Origin of the sequence: Frankia sp. EI5c (genome assembly GCF_001636565.1) — a bacterium.
Lineage (GTDB): Bacteria > Actinomycetota > Actinomycetes > Frankiales > Frankiaceae > Parafrankia.
Genome location: NZ_LRTK01000081.1, coordinates 1 through 16,167, shown reverse-complemented (window position 1 = coordinate 16,167; position 16,167 = coordinate 1). Strand labels below are relative to the sequence as shown.

The following is a 16,167-nucleotide window of genomic DNA, read 5'->3' as shown; positions in this document are numbered from 1 at the left end:
ACGTGGCGGACAACGGGGAGAGCCAGCCACCGCTCGTACGGCGGCTGGCCGCCGAAACGGTGGGCAGCATGCTGCTCGCCGCCCTGGTCGTGGGGTCGGGCATCGCCGCGCAGCAGCTCAGCCCCGACCAGACCGGCCTGCAACTGGTGGAGAACGCCGCGGCGACTGCCGCCGGCCTCTACGCGATCATCCTCATGGTCGGCCCGGTCTCCGGGGCGCACTTCAACCCGGTGGTGACCGCGGTGGACGCCGCGTTCGGCGGGTTGTCGTGGCGGGACGCCGCCGCCTACCTGCCGGCCCAGGTCGCGGGTTGCATCGCGGGGGCGGTGCTGGCAAACCTGATGTTCGACCAGTCGGCCGTATCGATCTCGACGCACCATCGGGCGTCCGGGTCGCATCTGCTCGCTGAGGTCGTCGCGACCGCCGGCCTCATCCTCCTGATCTTCGCCCTGGTGCGGTCCGGGCGCGGCGAACGGGCACCGGCTGCGGTCGGCGCGTACATCGGCGCCGCGTACTGGTTCACCAGTTCCACCAGTTTCGCGAACCCCGCGATCAGCGTCGGGCGGATGTTCTCCGACACCTTCGCCGGGATCGCTCCCGCTTCCGTGCCCGCGTTCGTCGCCGTGCAGGCGGTGGGTGGGCTGGTCGGGTTCGGGCTGGTGCGGCTGTTCTACCCGCCGACCTCGGCCGCTCCTGCGCAGGCCGCCCAGGTCCTGCTCCCGCACACGGACACGGCCGCCGCGGCGAACGGTGCCGCCCAGCCACGTCTTCCTGGAGGTGTCTCATGACCGATTTCGACAGCGCTACCGGCGTCGGCGGCTTACAGGGCCTGGACCCGGCGACCGCACGGGCGCTGTCCGCGAGTGCGGCCCGGCTCGCCTACGACTACGACACCACCTTCGCTGCGAGCGAGGTCGAGGAGGTGCTCCTCGACTCCTACCGCCAGCTCGCCCGCACCGCCCGGGTCACCCTGTTTCTCCCGACCCTGGCGGAACGCCTGACCCGGGAACGCCTCGAAGCCCTCGGTGCGACCCGCGGACTGATCGCCAAGCGGGTCCCCGAGGTGCTGTTCGTCTGCGTCCGCAACGCCGGCCGCTCCCAGATGGCCGCCGCGCTGACCCGGCACTACGCCGGGACCGCGCTGCACATTCGGACCGGCGGCTCCGACCCGGGCGAGCACATCCATCCCGAGGTGGTCGCGGCGATGAAGGACATCGGTCTGAGCCTGGACGAGGAGTTCCCCAAGCCGCTGACCGACGACATCCTCGCCGCCGCCGACGTCGTCATCACGATGGGCTGCGGCGACCGCTGCCCCTACGTCCCCGGCAAACGCTACGAGGACTGGCCGATCGACGACCCTGACGGCGCGCCGGCCGATCAGGTCGCCGCCGTCCGCGACGACATCGACCGGCGGGTCCGCGGGCTGATCGCCAGCATGCTCCCTGAGCTCACCCTGCCCGACCCCCGCTGACCCTCACGCGCGGCCCGCCCCGGCCGCGCACGCCCACCTGGTCGAAAGGACCTGCCTGTGTCCGAGAAGCCCTCGGTGCTGTTCGTCTGCGTCCACAACGCCGGCCGTTCCCAGATGGCCGCCGGCTGGCTCACTCACCTCGCCGCCGGCCGGATCGAGGTCCGTTCCGCCGGTTCCATGCCCGCCGAGCAGATCAACCCGACCGCCGTCGCCGCGATGAGCGAGGTCGGTATCGACATCACCGCTGAAACACCGAAGATCCTCACCGTCGAGGCCGTCCAGGCGTCCGACGTGGTCATCACCATGGGCTGCGGCGATGCCTGCCCCATCTTCCCCGGCAAACGCTACGAAGACTGGAAACTCGACGACCCCGCCGGGCAGGGCATCGACGCGGTCCGCCCCATCCGCGACGACATCCGCGCCCGCATCGAGAAGCTGATCGGCGAGCTCCTGCCCGCCGGCAGCTGACACCCGGGCCACACCACACGGCCGCTCTCACCGAACAGCCGGCGGCTCCCGTGCTCACGGGAGCCGCCGGACACCCCTGCCCGCGTTCTTCGAGCTGCCCTGGAAGAGCCCTACACCGGGAGGAGCCGCGGAACGGCGCGGACGTAGACGACCATGCCGACGACCTCGACGAGGGTCTGGGTGACGACGGCGACGGCGGCGACGGCGAGGTGGTCGGGCAGAGCGAGCGCGAGCGGGAGCACGACGAGGGAGTTGCGGGTCGCGCCGGTGAAGACGATCGCGCGGCCGGCGGGGACGTCGAGACGGAACAGGCGAGCGACGGCGAGCCCGGCGAAGGCCATCACCAGCAGGAACAGGACGTAGAAGGGCACCAGCCGGGCGATGTCGGCGAGGTTGTCGTCGAGCTTGGGGACCTGGGAGGCGACGACCGTGACCAGGGTTGCCACCATCAGCGGCACCATGGTCGTCCCCGCCACCGCCATGACGGCTTGCCCGCGGGGCCGGCGGGCGGCCCATGCCTGGACCGTCCAGGCCAGGGCGAGCGGGACGACGATCAGAAAGGTGAAGGCTTCGAGGAACGGGCCCGCGTCGACCACGTCGGCGAGCCCCGAGCCGAGGAAGGCCAGCAGGAACAGCGGAAGCAGCAGCATCTGCGCGACGAGCAGCAGCGGTGTCGCGGCGAGCAGCTGCTGGTTGCGCGCGCCAGCCAGGCCGCTGAACACGATGACGTAGTCGACGCACGGGCAGAGCAGCACCAGCAGGACGCCCAGCCGTAGCGCCTGGTCGTCGGGCAGGACAGGGAACATCGCCGCCACGACAAGGGGAACAACCAGGAAGTTCACGGCGAGCGCGGCGCCGAGGAACCGGCCGGCTCGCAGCGAGCGGACCAGCTCCGCGGCGGGGACCTGGAGGAACGTGACGAACAGCAACGCCGCCAGCACCGGGTTGATCGCGTGTTCGAGTCCGGGGCTGGCGTCGGGCGCGGCCCAGCCGAGCAGGCCGCCGGCTGCGATCGCGGCGAGGTAGATCGCTATCTGGTGGCGTTCCATCGCCGCGACGACCCTGTCGATCACATCCAGCCCCCTGCCCTGCCCGACCCGGCGACCACGGCTGTCCGCTCATCCTGACCTGGCCGTTCCTGTGACGAAGCCGGCGGGTAGGCGGGCTTGCATCCGGTACCCAGGTACAGCCTTACCGTCGAGTCGAGGGCGCCGGCACACGGCGCCACCAGGCCCGACAGGAGAAGCCGATGCCCTTCACCGTGAAGGCGCCGCAGGTGGACGCCTGCACTCTGCCGACCGCCGCCCGGCCGCTGCGGATCGCCGAGTTCGACGCCCTGTTCGCCACCGCCCTGCACCGGATAGAGCGCATCGATGCCCGCCACCTGCGGCTGACCCTGACCCGAGACGGCGGCCTGGCAGACACCGTCCGCGACCTGACCGCCCGGGAAAGCCGGTGCTGCACCTTCTTCACCTTCACCATCACCCCCACCGGCGACCAGGTCGTCCTCGACGTCCAAGTACCTGACACGCAGACCGCCGTCCTCGACGGCCTCGTCACGCTCGCCGCCAACGCCGCACCTACAGCCCGATGACCGGCGCAGCGCTGCGTTCCGGTGAGCTGGCCGCCGCGGCAGGGGTGAACCTCCAGACCGTGCGCTACTACGAACGACGCGGGCTGCTCGCCGAACCGGCGCGCACCCCCGGCGGGCACCGGCTCTACCCGGCTGACGCGGTGACCCTGCTCGGTGTGATCAAGGCCGCGCAGCGGCTCGGGTTCACCCTCGACGAGGTCGCCGACCTGCTCGACACCGGCCGTCGCCGCCACTCCAGCGGCGCGCTGAAGGAGCGTGCCCTGGCGAAACTCGACGAGATCAACACCAAGATCCGCGACCTGGAGACGATCAGAGCCGCGCTGTCCGGCGTGGTCGAGGCCGGTTGCGACAGCCTCACCCACTGCACCTGCCCCGACTGCCCCCTGCCCTACGTCGAGATCGCGCGGCGTCCACCCGACCATCCCGATGCCATCCCGCCCGGCCCAGTCAGCTCGCCCAGCCCTGTCGCCCGCACGAGGAGCCAGCCGTGACCGCCACGCCCACCGACCCGCGTCCCGCCACGCCGCCGTCGACCGCCGCGGGACCGTTCGAGCTCCGGACGGCCACCGGGCAGCCCCCGGCCTCGGACCGATCTCGGACACCGCGCCGGGCCGCCGTCTCGGCGACCCTGGCGGTGCTCGCCTGCGCCGCGTGCTGCGCGCTGCCGCTGCTGATCGGCGCGGGGCTACTCACGGCCGGAGCCGCCGCCGCGGTCAACCAGACGCTGGTCGCCGCCGCGATCGCCCTGGCCGTCCTCGCGGTGGTGTTCCTGGGATGGCACCAGCGCCGCAGGACCACCGCACGCACCGTGACCGGCGGGTCCTGCGGCTGCGGCGGAGGATGCGCCTGCTGACACCAGGCAGGACCGTCGCCTTCGCGCACCGGGTAGGCACAGCCGACCGAGAGGCGAGCAGTGCGGCTGGGTGTGGGGGTGCGGGTGAGACGTCGGTGTCGAAGGCGACTCGCCGGACTGGGTGCTGCATGCGCGTTTCGTTATTCGGCCGCCGGTGTGATTGGGTCCTGGTAGAGGTCCGGGATGGTGTCGTGGTCGTTGTCGACGGTCTCTGCGTGGTGGATGCGGCGGTAGACGCGGTTACGGAGGCGCAGCACGACGGCGGCTAGCAGGGCGGCGAGCAGCGAGCCAGCCAGGATGGCGATCTTGACGTGGTTGTCGCGTTCGCTGCCGGTGCCGAATGCCAGCTCGCCGATGAGCAGGGAGACGGTGAACCCGATACCGGCGAGGACCGCCACCNCGAGGACGTCGATCCAGGCCAGCCCATCAGCGAGGGCAGCGCGGGTGAAGCGGGCCACAAGACAGCTGGCGGCCATGATCCCGAGTGGCTTGCCGACGACCAGGCCGACCATGACACCGACCGCGGCCCGGTCGCCCAGAGCGCTGGCAAGACCGCTCGCGCCGCCGATGGCGACGCCGGCGGAGAAGAACGCGAAGATCGGTACGGCCAGCCCGGCGGAGACGGGCCGCCAGCGGTGCTCCAAGTGTTCGGCCAGCCCTGGGCCCGCGTCCGGGCCGCCTGCCCGCTCGCTGCGTAGGACGGGCACGGCGAGGCCGAGTAGCACCCCGGCGACCGTGGCGTGGATACCGGAGGCGTGGACCAGCATCCAGGTGGCGGCGGCCAGGGGCAGTAGCAGCCACCAGGACTGCACCCGGCGTTGCACCAGCAGGGTGAACAGCGCCAGCGGCACCAGCGCGCCCAGTGCCGGGAGGATCGACAGGTGACGGGTGTAGAAGACGGCAATGATGGCGATGGCGAGCAGGTCGTCGACCACCGCGAGGGTGAGTAGGAAGGTTCGCAGGGCGGAGGGCAGGTGCCGGCCGATGACCGCCAGCACGGCCAGCGCGAAGGCGATGTCGGTGGCGGTCGGGATCGCCCAGCCCGATGATGCGTCGCCGCCGAGGTTGACCAACGTGTAGAGGACGGCGGGAACGGCGACGCCGCCGGCCGCNGCGACGACGGGGACCACGGCACGGCGCGGGTCGCGGAGGTCACCGGCGACGAACTCGCGTTTGAGTTCCAGTCCGGCGACGAAGAAGAAGATCGCTAGCAGGCCGTCGGCGGCCCACTGGGCGAGGCTGAGGTCCAGGTGCAGCCAGGACGGGCCGATCTGGTAGGACAACATCGACTGGTAGGACCGTGACCACGGCGAGTTCGCCCAGCCGAGAGCGACGACCGTCGCGGCGAGCAGCAGCGCGCCCCCGATGGTCTCCTTACGGAGGATGGCCATGATCCGGCGGGTCTCGGTCCACGACCTGCGGCCGAAGATGGGGGGCGGGGTCTGGCTCACGGCGGCGCTCCTGGTCAAGGGGACAGCTGACACGCTGCCGACCAGGCTTCCCGGCACACCGAAGTCCTACCGTAGCCGGATCGAAGGGGACGCGAGCGCCGCCGTAGCCGCCCAGGCTGTGACACCTGGCACGGGAGACCTCCGCCACGAGGCTGCGCCTTCCCAATCCCAAGGTGCGGTTGACGCTGACGACTGACGGTGAACCCAGCGTCGTCTCCCAGTTCCCCTGGCAGGGGGAGTCGTCGGGGGCGTCTGCAGCGGTGACTGTGGCGGACGCGGTATCTTTGTGGAGGTTGGCGGCTGTTGGCCGCCACGCGGCGGTGGGGCTCGCCGTACCCGAACCGCGGCATCATGTGCCGCCAACAGTCCCTACTTGTGCCAGGTCGCGCCCGGTTGCCCGGGTGCCGCGCAGGTAGGGAGGTTGATGTGGACGGCGCACCTTCGCAGGAGGCCGTGAAGCCCTCTGATCCAGATGTGGACCTGCACGTTCCGGTGCAGCGTCGGGAACTGCACCACAGGCCAATGGCGTTGCTGGCGGTGATCGCGGCCGGTGGGGCGATCGGGGCGTGCGCCCGCTACGGCACGTCGCTGGTCTGGCCGAGTCCGGCCGGAGCGTTCCCGTGGACCACACTGCTGGTGAACACGGCGGGATGCGCGGTAATCGGGCTACTCATGGTGGTGATCACCGAGGTGCGGGCGGTACACCCGCTGGCCCGGCCGTTCCTGGGCACGGGCGTGCTGGGCGGGTTCACCACGTTCTCCACCTACGCGGTCGACGCGGAACGGCTGGTCGACGGCGAACACGCCGGCCTCGCATTGGGATATCTGGCGCTGACCGTGGTGCTGGCGCTGGGCGCGGTCTGGGCGTCGGCGGTGGCGACCCGCCGGCTGGTCGTGAGGTGGGCGGGATGAGGCTGACGGGTCGGGCGCTGCGACTGACGGTGTTCATCGGGGAAAGCGACCAGTGGCATCACCGGCCGCTGGCCAGTGAGATCGTGCACCGGGCGCACCGTGCCGGGCTCGCCGGCGCGAGCGTCTTTCACGGGATGGAGGGGTTCGGTGCCTCCTCGATCGTGCACACCACACGCTTGTTGTCGATGAGTCAGGACCTGCCAGTGGCGGTGGTCATCGTCGACGACGAGCCACGGATTCGCGCGTTTCTGCCGCAGCTCGACGAGTTGGTCTCCGAGGGCCTGGTGATCCTCGATGAGGTCGAGGTCATCCGTTACGTCGGCCGGAAAGCGCGACAGTGAGCTGGCTGCTGGTAGTTTTGGGGGCTATGGTCGGCGCCCCGGCCCGATATCTGGTCGACCGGGCGGTGCAGGCACGCCACGACACCGTCTTCCCCTGGGGCACGTTCACCGTCAACGTCGCCGCCAGCCTGATCCTCGGCCTGGTCACTGGAGCGGTCCTGGCAGGGGCCGCGTCGTCGCGGGTAGGGCTGCTGGTCGGCACAGGGCTGTGTGGGACGTTGAGCACCTACTCGACGTTCTCCTACGAGACGCTGCGCCTGGCCGAGGAAGGCGCCGGGGTGCTCGCCGCCGCGAACGTCGCCGGAAGTGCGCTCGGCGCCCTCGGCGCCGCCTTCCTCGGGATGGGTGTGGCCCAGGCGGTGTGGGGATGACCCGGCCAGACACGGCGGTGAAGGCCGCCGTGGCCGGCCGGCTGCGGCCGTGGCGGTTCGTGCTGGTCTTCGGCACGGTCAGCCTGCTGGCGGACTTCGTCTACGAAGGCGCCCGGTCGGTCACCGGCCCACTGCTGGCCTCCCTCGGCGCGTCAGCCCTCGTCGTCGGCGTGGTCACTGGTGTCGGGAGCTGCTGTCCCAGCCTCTGGCCGGCGGACAACCGCCTGCCAGAGGCCAGACCCCGGTCCGTCCGTCAGCCCGCGTGTCCGTGCGCCCGACGGAACGCCGAAGGGGCTGGGGTGACCGCGGGGACGCCGTCACGAAGCGCCTCCCTGGCGGCTTGGCGGTACTCACCGGTGAGCCGGTCGATGTAGAGGGTGCCGTCGAGGTGGTCGGTCTCGTGCTGGAGGCAGCGGGCGAGCAGGCCGGAGCCGCTGTACTCGACGGGGCTGCCGGTCTCGTCGAACCCGCGGACGGTGGCGCTGGCGGACCGGGTCGTCGGGTAGCCCAGCCGGGGTATGGACAGGCAGCCCTCCGAACCGTGCTGGTCGCCTTCGCCACGTTCCAGCTGCGGGTTCGCGACGACGAGCGGCCGGCGGGTGGTGGGCTCCTCGGTGTCGTAACCGGTGTCGAAGACGAACAGCCGCAGACCGACACCGATCTGGGGTGCCGCGAGGCCGACTCCCGGGGCCGCGTACATGGTCTCGATCATGTTGGCGACGAGGCGCCGTAGCGTGGCGTCGAAGGCGGTGACCGGTTCCGCGGGGGTGCGCAGGACCGGATCGCCGAGAGTGCGGATGGGCAACAGCGTTATGCGACCTCCCCGGGTGGCGGTCAGTCGGTCGAAGTCCACTGGCCAGCGGACGAACCGCTGGCCAGTGGTTATCTCCGGCCTGTCAGGCCGAAATGATCTGCTTGGCGGTGGCGTAGCGGGCGGCGACGTCGGCCCAGTTGACGATGTCCCACAGGGCGGTGACGTAGTCGGCTTTGACGTTCTTGTACTGCAGGTACCAGGCGTGCTCCCAGGCGTCGAAGGCGAGGAGCGTGGTGTTGCCGATGCCGACGTTGCTCTGGTGGTCGTAGACCTGCTCGACGAGGAGACGTCCGGAGAGCTGGTCGTAGGCGAGGATGCCCCAGCCGGAGCCCTGCACGGTGGTGGTGGCGGCGGTGAGCTGGGCCTTGAAGTTGTCGAAGGAGCCGAAGGATTCGGCGATGGCGTCGGCGAGGGCGCCGTCGGGCTTGTCGCCGCCGTCGGGGGAGAGGTTCTGCCAGTAGATGGAGTGCAGGATGTGGCCGGAGACGTTGAACGCGAGGGTTTTCTCCAGGCCGACGATCGCGCCGAAGTCGCCCTTGTCTCGGGCTTCGGCGAGCTTCTCCAGGGTGGTGTTGGCGCCGGCGACGTAGGTCGCGTGGTGCTTGTCGTGGTGCAGTTCGATGATCTGGCCGCTGATCGCAGGCTCCAGGGCGGCGTAGTCGTACTGCAGGTCCGGCAACGTGTACACGGCCACGAGGGTGTCCTTCGCTGTGAGTAGTAGTGGATGTCCGGCGGGCGGACGGGTCAGACGGGGTCGGTGACGTAGGCGTTGCGGATCGCGGCGAGGAGGTCGCGTGGCCCGGTGTCGGGGCCGGATCGGTCCGCGAGGTGGTCGAGGGTGATCCCGCACAGGGTCGCGAGGCCGAGGACGAGTTCCGCCATCGCCGCTGTGGGGTTGGCGCGGTCGGCTCCGTCTGCCATCACGCGCTGGACGGTGGTCCAGAAGAACGCGGGGTCGGTGGCGGAGTCGGTGTAGGCGGTCATGATCTCGATTGCTGCCGGCAGGCACGCCGCCGGGCCGTCAGGGACGCTGCCCATGGTCTGCTCCCCTCGATCGGCCAGCGACTGAACAGTAGTTGCCACTCATATGCAGCTGCAAACATGGTGCGTAAACGGGGTGTGGGATCGCAACGCAGACCGGTCGAGGTGTCCCGGGATGCGGTGATGTGCTGCTCCGCGTATGACCGGGCCGGCCTGGCCGCGCCGAAGGTCAGCCTGAGATGTGCAGGACGAGCATGTCGACGTCGACGCGTCCGAGGGCGTCGTCGCGCGCGACGACGGTCGCCCGTTCGGCGACGCGCAAGCCTGCCGCGGTGAGGTGGGGGGTCAGCGTGGTCTCGGTCCAGAGGCGTTCGCGGGCGCCGGCGAGATGGGCCGCAAGGGCGCCGTGCCCGTCGCCGCGCTGGAGGAAGAAGGTGCGGGTGAAGAGGGGCGAAATGGGTCCATCGACGGTGGGGCCGGCTGCATCAGTGAACCTGGTGACGCCGCTGGGTGATCAGGGTGCCGGGGTCGACGAAGCGGGTGGCGCGCTGGTCAGGGCGGCGTGACCGTCGGCGGGTACGGAGTTTCGTGGCGGTGTCGCGATCCAGGCCGCCGCGTTCGGGCCGGTAGAGGGCCTGGTGGATGGTCTCGGGTGCGGCCTGCATGTCCGGGTCGTCGGGGAATTCCTGCCGGAGTGCGACGCTGATCTGTTCGGGGCTCCAGCGCTGGTCCAGGCGCTGCTGGACGAACTGACGCAGCTGCNGGTTGCGCCGCAGCTTCCCGTCGGTGGACCGGGCACGGCGGGCCACGGCGCGCTGTTCGGCCTGGTGGGGGNGGTAGACCCCGGAGCGCGGGTCGCTGTTGCGGCGGATCTCGCGGCTGATCGTGGCAGGGCCACGGCCGAGCTGGCGGGCGATCTCCCGCATCGAGTTCCCGATCGCCGCAGGTCAGCAATGCGGACCCGCTCGTCCTCGGACAGGAACCGAGAGGACAGGGGCCGCGGCTGCTGGGTGATCGGTGGATACGAGTGGGTCCGGCCGGCGTGGTCGGTGCTGGTGCGCCCGTAGCGCCACCGTGTTCCGGTCCTGCGATTGATCCCGACTTCCCGGCACGCCGCCGAGTTGTTCATGTCCTGCGCTATCAGCAGAAGGTAGTGATCACGCTTGGCTGCCTGCGGCTCAGGGCCTCGCTTGCGGACGTTCCGACGACGCTTCAACTGTTACGAGGTCGGTGGTTGGGGCGGCTGGCTGTTGACAGCTGCTCCGGTGTCCTGGCGGATTTGGGTGACGAGGGTGCGTGCGGTGCCGGTGCCGACGTTAAGTCGCTTGCGGAGGGTTTCGGCTGAGATGGGTCGGTGGTGATGTTGCCAGTGGAGGACGTCTTCGGCGCGTGCGCGGTGGAGCAGGTCCTGTTGGCGTGCGTCCCGCTCGGTCTGGCGTGATGTGGCGCCTGCTGGTTTCTGCCGGCTTCGCGCGATCGCGGGTGGTGTTACTGAATCCTGTGGCCGGTCGGCATTCTTTGCTGCTGGGGAAATGCTCCGGGACGGGACGGTGGTCTGGATGGCTTGGAGGAGACCGGGGCCGACTTCTGCCCATCCGATAAGTAGGAGGGGGCCGACTGCGTCGAAAGCGGCTTTGCCGTAATGGCCGGTGATGAGGGGCTCGGTGATGTTCAGGGCGAGCGTGACGGTGCTTGCGAAGATCAGTAGGCGTCGTGCGGCGCGGATGACGTCGGCGGGTCCGCCGTGCAGGGNGAGGTGGCGTGCGCCGAGGAGGAGTCCGACGACGGAGAGATCGACTGCGGGTGCCACGAGGATGGCGACGTAGGTCGGGACCCCGAGGCGGATGCCGAGTGCGGCGACGTTGCCGAGCCCGAAGAGGAAAGTGAGCCCGACAACGGTGCCCACGATCACGGTCACCATGCGGGCGGTGCCGTTCGGACCCACCAGGTCTACGGAACGTGTGTTCGATTCGATCGGCGAGGTGCTCGGCTGAGTGCTCATGGGGCATCGCCCCTGGTCAGGAGCCTCGTGGAGACCGGCCGGACGGTGATCTCAGGTCCCTGGACCAAGATCAGGCGGTTCTTATTGTGTTGCGTTAGGTCCACCACGATGCGTAACAATGCCCTGACCTGGGCAAATAGGTAAGTTCTATGAGATCTGACGGTTGATCGAATAGTGGAAGTCCAGGTCGGGGCATTGATCGTTTGGTTCGATTCCCTGGAGCGTGCCGACGGATCTGGTTACGGATCGTAGTCGCGTNGGTCGCTCGGCCAATGAAATCGGCCGGCGGATTGGGATCATGGTGTTTCGTGCGGAGGAGTCGAAACTCGCGCGATCATGATCTAGAAGATATTGAGGGCGCTGCGGGGGCGAGTTGGTCGCGGGGCCTGCCTTTATCGCATGGGACGTGTGGCGGCCTTCGATCAGGCCTCTATCTGCACGGTGACGTCTATGGTGGTGTCGCGCCGCACTTCAACCATCAGCAGATGATCTCTGTGGCCAAGGTGAATCCGATGTGCATCTCCCCGCCGCCGGAGCCCGGCTGCTGCCCGATGCGCCGTAAAGATCGTTCGCGCACNCGCGGTGCCGAACTGCTGTGTGACGCGGCAATAGTACGTACCAGCCGGCGTGGCATCGCNGGCGCTCGGGCGGATCCCGGTAGCCGTGCATGAGCGTGCCGGCAGGTACTGTACTTACTGGTCCGGCGCCTGGGAGAAAGTAGAGATTCAATTATCTCGGATGCGTACTCCCAGGCGCCGTGGTGTTATTCTCCGTCAATCCCAGTCGTAGAAGTCGCTCATTTTATATAGCTCGTCGGCAATTTGGTCTGCTCCCCGTCGATCTTCGAGGTGCTGACGAAGAGATTTCCCTCCCCTTCTAGCGGCGAATATGTATTCCAAGTTTCGGTCGTCGTGAACCCACATCGCATACTCGGACCAGGTGAGACCTAGGAATTCATGGAGAGAAACCTCCCCTGAGGTTGAATCCCACGCGGTTCGGTAATCGAGGATTTCGTCTGGTGAGATTTTTCCGGCTAGAACGGCGTCGACGTACTTCACATTGAGTACCTTGTCACTTTGTAATTCTGCGTCCGGGTACTGCTGGCTTGTAGATTCTTCCGTATTGCGGGTCCGCGCTGCCGGGATGTTTCCCGTCTCCGTCGTAAACTTCAACGTCGCCGTGAGTGTAATCCCATTCGTAAAGCCGCTTGGCGCGACCGGATTGTCCATTAGTCTTTGTTTTTCCTCGGTAATTTCTTAGGCTCTTCCAGAAGGGCGATTCGCCTGTGGGGTGCCAGAAGTCGGCTTGGGCCCGTGAGCTGGGGTGACGCGACGGTGCGGCAGCCGGCATGATGGTCAGTCATGTTCGCACGCCTGCTCTATCTGATCTTCTTGCGGGTGTGTGGCTGGCTGGTTCTCCTCGGTCGTTCGTCGGCGTCGAAGGACATCGAGCTGCTGGTGCTGCGGCATGAGGTCGCGGTGCTGCGCCGTACCCAGCCCAAGCCTCGGTGGGACTGGGCGGACCGAGCGGTCCTCGCCGCCCTGATCCGACTCCTGCCCAGACCCCTGCGAGCGCACCGGCTGGTCACGCCCGGCACCGTCCTGCGGTGGCACCGCCGTCTGATCGCACGGACATGGACCCATCCACAGCGGATGGGTCGGCCACCGGTCGGCACGGAGATCGTGACGCTCATCGAGCGGCTCGCGACCGAGAACACGACGTGGGGCTACCNGCGGATCCGGGGCGAGCTGCTCAAGCTCGGTCACCGGGTGAGTGCCTCCACGATCCGCCGGGTCCTGAAGTCTCTGGGGCTGCCCCCGGCTCCGCGACGGCAGACCGACACGACGTGGCGGCAGTTCCTGCGTACGCAGGCGTCGACGATGCTGGCCGTGGACTTCTTCCATGTGNACTGCGCGGTGACGCTGCGGCGTCTGTACTGTTTCTTCGTCATCGAGGTCGGCTCCCNCACCGTCCGAATCCTCGGGGTCACCGCCCACCCCGACGGACCGTGGACCACCCAACAAGCCCGGAACCTGCTCATGGATCTCGGCGACCGGGCGGCCGACTTCCAGTTCCTGGTCCGTGACCGGGCCAGCCAGTTCACCGCGTCGTTCGACGCGATCCTCGCCGACGCCGGCATCATCGCGATCAAGATTCCACCCCGGGCTCCGCGGGCGAACGCCTATGCGGAACGGTTCGTCCGCACGGTCCGGAACGAGGTCACCGACCGGATGCTGATCTTCGGCGAGCGGCACGCGCACCGTTCTGGCCGAGTACGCACGGCACTACAACGGACGACGNCCCCNCCGCGGTTGTGGCCTTCAACCGCCTCGGCCCGACCACCCTGTCGCGGACCTGACCAAGGAACGGATCAAGCGCCGACCCGTCCTCGGTGGCCTGATCAACGAATACGAACGAGCCGCCTAAAACCCCAGGTCAAGGCCGGTGGCCGAGTTCCGACACCCCACAGGCACTTCGTTCATGATCATTCTCTGCACAAAATTGCCGAACGCGCACTCAAGCACCCAAACCCATTTCTATCCTGAATAGATGGTCTAAAAATTCACAAAACCGCAGGTCGGGGGCTATCTGTCTGGAGCCGGCGAGGGGACTCGAACCCGGCTGGAACCGTAAGGCGTTGAGTACCGTTGCGGCGTCTGCTGGCGGACCGGCTCGTAGTAGCGGGGAAGCCCTGGTAATCGGGGTGGATGCGAAGGGGCCGGCTCATCGATGGTTTGTTTCGCGCGAGCAACCGGCGNTGCCGGGAGGAGACGTGTGAGCAGGTCAGGTCCGGAAGGAAAGCCGTTTCAGATTATGAATAACGCTCTTAATGTGCATCGCGCGGTGCCGTGTAAGGGTGGGTCACGCTTTTGGGATGCGCGGCCCACCCTTACACGAGTAGATTTTATCCTACGGGCATCTTCCTCATCCCACCTAAGGGAGAATCGAAGGCGCAGCGTAAATCACGTTAGTGGTATAGGCCGCCTTCGTAAAGTGAATCGTGTGAATCAGGCCGCAACTCCGAGACTACTTTCTTGCTTGTCGACTGCGGCGGCCGATCCGGCTCAGTAGTAGGTAGGAGGCCGTGGCACCGCCCAGGGCGAACAGTGTGACTGCGATCTTATGGTCGTCCGAGAAGAGGACGACGACGCCGCCGCCGATGAAGTATATCGGCGCAACGGAAATTACCCTGGCGACAAAGCTATGTCTAGTTTCGGTCATCCATGGATCACGTCCTTTGTATTCCGAGAGGTCCGGTACGTAAGAATCTTTAAGATTATCTAGTTGCGTTTCTTAGCCGAATCTCATGTATTTCCAACACGGCCCCCCGTGGCCTCGAGCATGTCTACCTACACCGACTCCTGCTCTCCAGCCTCTCGATGTTGCATAGGCATTTCTTCCAGCACCGACGAAGCCGTAGAGTGCTCCAATGCCAACAGCGGTTGCCGCTCCGCNCCAAGTCTGCCGCCGGTTAGTGACCGCATAGCCGGCGTAAGAAGTGGCAACACCGACCGCTATGCCACATATTACGTATAGGCCGCAGGCCGACGCTGCGAATATCCCAGCGATACCTATTGCGACCGGCGTGTAGCGAGAACCTCGGCAACTTCCATTCGGATTCCTGCCGAAGAGACACCATTTGCCATCGAGGTCGAGGTTGTTGTAGGGGTCTTGGTAGGCGTAGTCGTAAGCATTGGCGGAGCCGCCGAAGATGGGGTCGGTGGAGAGGAATCGTCCGGTGTAGGGGTTGTAGAGGCGGATGCCCATGAGGGTGAGGCCGCCGAGGGTGTCGCGGGAGCGTTGTTTGGCGCCGAGCCAGCCGTAGCGGGTGTAGGCGGTGCTGGGGAAGTAGGGGGTGCCGAACTCGCCGGATTCGGCATAGCTGCTGATGGCGGTGGCGCTGGTGTTGTCGTCGGCGGTGGCGACGATGTCGCCGTGGAGGTTGGCGAGTTGCAGGGTGACGGTGCCGGTGCTGTCCTGGGTGGCGGCGAGATCTTTGCCGATTCCGAGGATGTTGCGGGTCCAGGCTCCGCCGGTGATGCCAGTCCAGGCGGGGCTGTCGCCTGTGGCGGTGGTGTAGTGGTTGGTGGAGGTGGTTGAGCCTTCGGTCCAGGAGCGGAAGCGGCGTGCGGGGTCGAGGGTGTAGGTGCGGGTGGTGGAGCCGACGGTCTGGGAGGCGACCAGGTCGTTGACGTAGTAGCCGACGGTGAGTGCCACACCCGCCGCGTCGGCCGCGGGGACGGCGGTGGTGCGGCCGAACAGGTCGTAGGTGTAGCCGGTGTCGGTGATCCGGTCGGCCTGGTCATAGGTGTGAGAGTAGACCTGGGGTGTCGTACTGGTGGAACAGTTTCCGGTGTCGGGCTGGCCGCCGGCGTCGGGGTAACTGTTCAGTGCGGTGCGGTTGTAGTCGGTGTCGTAGGTGTAGGTGCGGGTGGTGCAGATTCTGGGTCCGCCGTAGCTGACGGCGTCGACGACGCCGGTGAGCCGGCCGGCGAGGTCGTAGCTGATGGTTTTGGTGGCGGGTGCGGTGGCGTCGAGGCGGACCTGTGCGGGAGATGGGGATTGCTGGCCCTCTGGAGCCGCCCTTAGGGGGAGGCTTCAAACTGCCTCATGCTGCGTTAGCTGAAGACTGTCGTGGTGAGCGATGAGGAAAAGGCGCCCGTGAGGCGTCAGGTGGGGCCAGGAAGACGATCGCTGTCGACGCGTCGTTATTGAATCAGGTTCCATGCGAGAGCCGCAGACCAGGCTCACGTCGCCTCCACGCCGGGCACCACCTAGCCAGTAATCGGGGGTGGCATCGGAACCGGGTGTTACTTTTTGGCCCGGGGCGTATCGGAGGGTCAGGGCGGACAGGGGAGCGGCCGGGGTCGACGGCCAGTCGATCGAGGTGAGGTGCCCCATTTTTTCC

Annotated in this window: 17 protein-coding genes and 10 pseudogenes; 14 read left to right on the top strand and 13 right to left on the bottom strand. The window is 67.8% G+C overall.

The window, feature by feature from the left end; translation table 11 throughout:
• The first annotated feature begins 2 nt into the window (after positions 1–2).
• Genes UG55_RS22390 through UG55_RS22380 form a run of 3 tightly spaced genes read left to right on the top strand, consistent with a single transcriptional unit; the run spans position 3 to position 1,939 of the window.
• Positions 3–788 (top strand): MIP/aquaporin family protein, encoded by a 786-nt coding sequence (locus UG55_RS22390; RefSeq protein ID WP_066072694.1) that lies wholly within the window; start codon positions 3–5, stop codon positions 786–788.
• On the top strand, positions 785–1,471 hold the full coding sequence (locus tag UG55_RS46040; protein WP_083987090.1) for an arsenate reductase ArsC: 687 nt from the start codon (positions 785–787) through the stop codon (positions 1,469–1,471). Before UG55_RS22390 ends, UG55_RS46040 begins: the two co-directional genes overlap by 4 nt.
• A 57-nt stretch (positions 1,472–1,528) precedes the next feature.
• The gene (locus tag UG55_RS22380; protein ID WP_066072692.1) at positions 1,529–1,939 is read left to right on the top strand and encodes an arsenate reductase ArsC; all 411 of its coding nucleotides are present in this window, start codon (positions 1,529–1,531) and stop codon (positions 1,937–1,939) included.
• A 110-nt stretch (positions 1,940–2,049) separates the two neighbouring features.
• Here the strand turns inward: UG55_RS22380 and UG55_RS22375 are convergent, their stop codons facing one another.
• The gene (locus tag UG55_RS22375) at positions 2,050–2,988 is read right to left on the bottom strand and encodes a bile acid:sodium symporter (protein ID WP_066072746.1); all 939 of its coding nucleotides are present in this window, start codon (positions 2,986–2,988) and stop codon (positions 2,050–2,052) included.
• A 200-nt stretch (positions 2,989–3,188) separates the two neighbouring features.
• Here UG55_RS22375 and UG55_RS22370 point away from each other — a divergent pair, with 200 nt between their 5' ends.
• The 3 genes from UG55_RS22370 to UG55_RS22360 are packed head-to-tail and all read left to right on the top strand — an operon-like array spanning position 3,189 to position 4,386.
• Entirely contained in the window at positions 3,189–3,533 is a 345-nt protein-coding gene (locus UG55_RS22370) for a hypothetical protein (protein ID WP_066072690.1), read from the top strand.
• Positions 3,530–4,024: a MerR family transcriptional regulator gene (locus tag UG55_RS22365; protein ID WP_066072688.1), complete on the top strand. Its 495-nt coding sequence runs from the start codon at positions 3,530–3,532 to the stop codon at positions 4,022–4,024. The genes UG55_RS22370 and UG55_RS22365 overlap by 4 nt, the downstream gene beginning before the upstream one ends.
• A complete protein-coding gene (locus UG55_RS22360; RefSeq protein WP_066072686.1) occupies positions 4,021–4,386 on the top strand; it encodes a hypothetical protein in 366 nt (121 codons plus the stop codon). Before UG55_RS22365 ends, UG55_RS22360 begins: the two co-directional genes overlap by 4 nt.
• Positions 4,387–4,526: 140 nt before the next feature.
• On the opposite strand, the pseudogene UG55_RS42095 reads toward UG55_RS22360, so the two are convergent.
• The 3 genes and pseudogenes from UG55_RS42095 to UG55_RS42085 form a co-directional block, all read right to left on the bottom strand.
• Positions 4,527–4,785, bottom strand: a pseudogene (locus tag UG55_RS42095) (Na+/H+ antiporter NhaA); the annotation flags it as partial.
• A 1-nt stretch (position 4,786) separates the two neighbouring features.
• A pseudogene (locus tag UG55_RS42090) lies at positions 4,787–5,498 on the bottom strand (Na+/H+ antiporter NhaA); the annotation flags it as partial.
• A gap of 1 nt (position 5,499) precedes the next feature.
• Positions 5,500–5,837 (bottom strand): Na+/H+ antiporter NhaA (locus tag UG55_RS42085; RefSeq protein WP_396230976.1); only part of this gene is annotated, 338 nt, incomplete at its 3' end.
• A gap of 522 nt (positions 5,838–6,359) precedes the next feature.
• On the opposite strand from UG55_RS42085, the gene UG55_RS22350 reads away from it, so the two are divergent.
• The 4 genes and pseudogenes from UG55_RS22350 to UG55_RS47885 all read left to right on the top strand — a co-directional run.
• Positions 6,360–6,749 (top strand): CrcB family protein, encoded by a 390-nt coding sequence (locus tag UG55_RS22350; protein ID WP_242424943.1) that lies wholly within the window; start codon positions 6,360–6,362, stop codon positions 6,747–6,749.
• On the top strand, positions 6,746–7,090 hold the full coding sequence (locus UG55_RS22345) for a DUF190 domain-containing protein (protein WP_066072742.1): 345 nt from the start codon (positions 6,746–6,748) through the stop codon (positions 7,088–7,090). The genes UG55_RS22350 and UG55_RS22345 overlap by 4 nt, the downstream gene beginning before the upstream one ends.
• Positions 7,087–7,461, top strand: a complete 375-nt coding sequence (locus UG55_RS22340) for a CrcB family protein (RefSeq protein WP_066072682.1) — start codon at positions 7,087–7,089, stop codon at positions 7,459–7,461. The genes UG55_RS22345 and UG55_RS22340 overlap by 4 nt, the downstream gene beginning before the upstream one ends.
• A pseudogene (locus UG55_RS47885) lies at positions 7,458–7,649 on the top strand (MFS transporter); the annotation flags it as partial. The gene UG55_RS22340 and the pseudogene UG55_RS47885, both read left to right, overlap by 4 nt.
• Before the next feature lie 65 nt (positions 7,650–7,714).
• Here UG55_RS47885 and def read toward each other — a convergent pair.
• From def to UG55_RS47875, 8 genes and pseudogenes are all read right to left on the bottom strand, one after another.
• The gene (gene def, locus UG55_RS22335) at positions 7,715–8,275 is read right to left on the bottom strand and encodes a peptide deformylase (protein WP_066072740.1); all 561 of its coding nucleotides are present in this window, start codon (positions 8,273–8,275) and stop codon (positions 7,715–7,717) included.
• Positions 8,276–8,357: 82 nt separating this feature from the next.
• Positions 8,358–8,969 carry a superoxide dismutase gene (locus UG55_RS22330; protein ID WP_066072680.1) on the bottom strand — a complete coding sequence of 204 codons (612 nt, stop codon included), beginning with the start codon at positions 8,967–8,969 and terminating at the stop codon, positions 8,358–8,360.
• A gap of 50 nt (positions 8,970–9,019) precedes the next feature.
• Positions 9,020–9,313: a hypothetical protein gene (locus UG55_RS22325; RefSeq protein ID WP_066072678.1), complete on the bottom strand. Its 294-nt coding sequence runs from the start codon at positions 9,311–9,313 to the stop codon at positions 9,020–9,022.
• A gap of 778 nt (positions 9,314–10,091) precedes the next feature.
• Positions 10,092–10,182: helix-turn-helix domain-containing protein (locus tag UG55_RS47880; protein WP_206779406.1), on the bottom strand; the 91-nt coding region annotated here is incomplete at its 3' end.
• 293 nt (positions 10,183–10,475) lie between these two features.
• A pseudogene (locus UG55_RS27770) lies at positions 10,476–11,008 on the bottom strand (hypothetical protein); the annotation flags it as partial.
• 1 nt (position 11,009) lies between these two features.
• Positions 11,010–11,258 (bottom strand): annotated as a pseudogene (locus tag UG55_RS42080) (hypothetical protein); the annotation flags it as partial.
• Between the two features lie 773 nt (positions 11,259–12,031).
• Positions 12,032–12,316, bottom strand: coding sequence for a hypothetical protein (locus tag UG55_RS28810; RefSeq protein WP_128423129.1), 285 nt, complete (start codon positions 12,314–12,316; stop codon positions 12,032–12,034).
• 13 nt (positions 12,317–12,329) lie between these two features.
• A pseudogene (locus UG55_RS47875) lies at positions 12,330–12,539 on the bottom strand (colicin E3/pyocin S6 family cytotoxin); the annotation flags it as partial.
• Positions 12,540–12,619: 80 nt separating this feature from the next.
• On the opposite strand from UG55_RS47875, the pseudogene UG55_RS42075 reads away from it, so the two are divergent.
• The 4 pseudogenes from UG55_RS42075 to UG55_RS42060 all read left to right on the top strand — a co-directional run.
• Positions 12,620–12,989: pseudogene (locus UG55_RS42075) on the top strand (transposase); the annotation flags it as partial.
• 1 nt (position 12,990) lies between these two features.
• Positions 12,991–13,165, top strand: a pseudogene (locus tag UG55_RS42070) (transposase); the annotation flags it as partial.
• Positions 13,166–13,224: 59 nt separating this feature from the next.
• A pseudogene (locus UG55_RS42065) lies at positions 13,225–13,558 on the top strand (integrase core domain-containing protein); the annotation flags it as partial.
• A 6-nt stretch (positions 13,559–13,564) separates the two neighbouring features.
• Positions 13,565–13,685, top strand: a pseudogene (locus tag UG55_RS42060) (transposase); the annotation flags it as partial.
• Positions 13,686–14,714: 1,029 nt separating this feature from the next.
• Here the strand turns inward: UG55_RS42060 and UG55_RS45675 are convergent.
• On the bottom strand, positions 14,715–15,476 hold a 762-nt coding region (locus tag UG55_RS45675), incomplete at its 3' end, for an RHS repeat-associated core domain-containing protein (RefSeq protein ID WP_304440445.1).
• Positions 15,477–16,167 lie beyond the last annotated feature (691 nt).

Coding starts and splice junctions, on each gene's coding strand:
- UG55_RS22365 (WP_066072688.1), top strand. CDS start 3,530: ATGACCGGCGCAGCGCTGCGTTCCGGTGAGCTGGCCGCCGCGGCAGGG.
- UG55_RS22345 (WP_066072742.1), top strand. CDS start 6,746: ATGAGGCTGACGGGTCGGGCGCTGCGACTGACGGTGTTCATCGGGGAA.
- UG55_RS22350 (WP_242424943.1), top strand. CDS start 6,360: ATGGCGTTGCTGGCGGTGATCGCGGCCGGTGGGGCGATCGGGGCGTGC.
- UG55_RS46040 (WP_083987090.1), top strand. CDS start 785: ATGACCGATTTCGACAGCGCTACCGGCGTCGGCGGCTTACAGGGCCTG.
- UG55_RS22370 (WP_066072690.1), top strand. CDS start 3,189: ATGCCCTTCACCGTGAAGGCGCCGCAGGTGGACGCCTGCACTCTGCCG.
- UG55_RS22325 (WP_066072678.1), bottom strand. CDS start 9,313: ATGGGCAGCGTCCCTGACGGCCCGGCGGCGTGCCTGCCGGCAGCAATC.
- UG55_RS22375 (WP_066072746.1), bottom strand. CDS start 2,988: ATGGAACGCCACCAGATAGCGATCTACCTCGCCGCGATCGCAGCCGGC.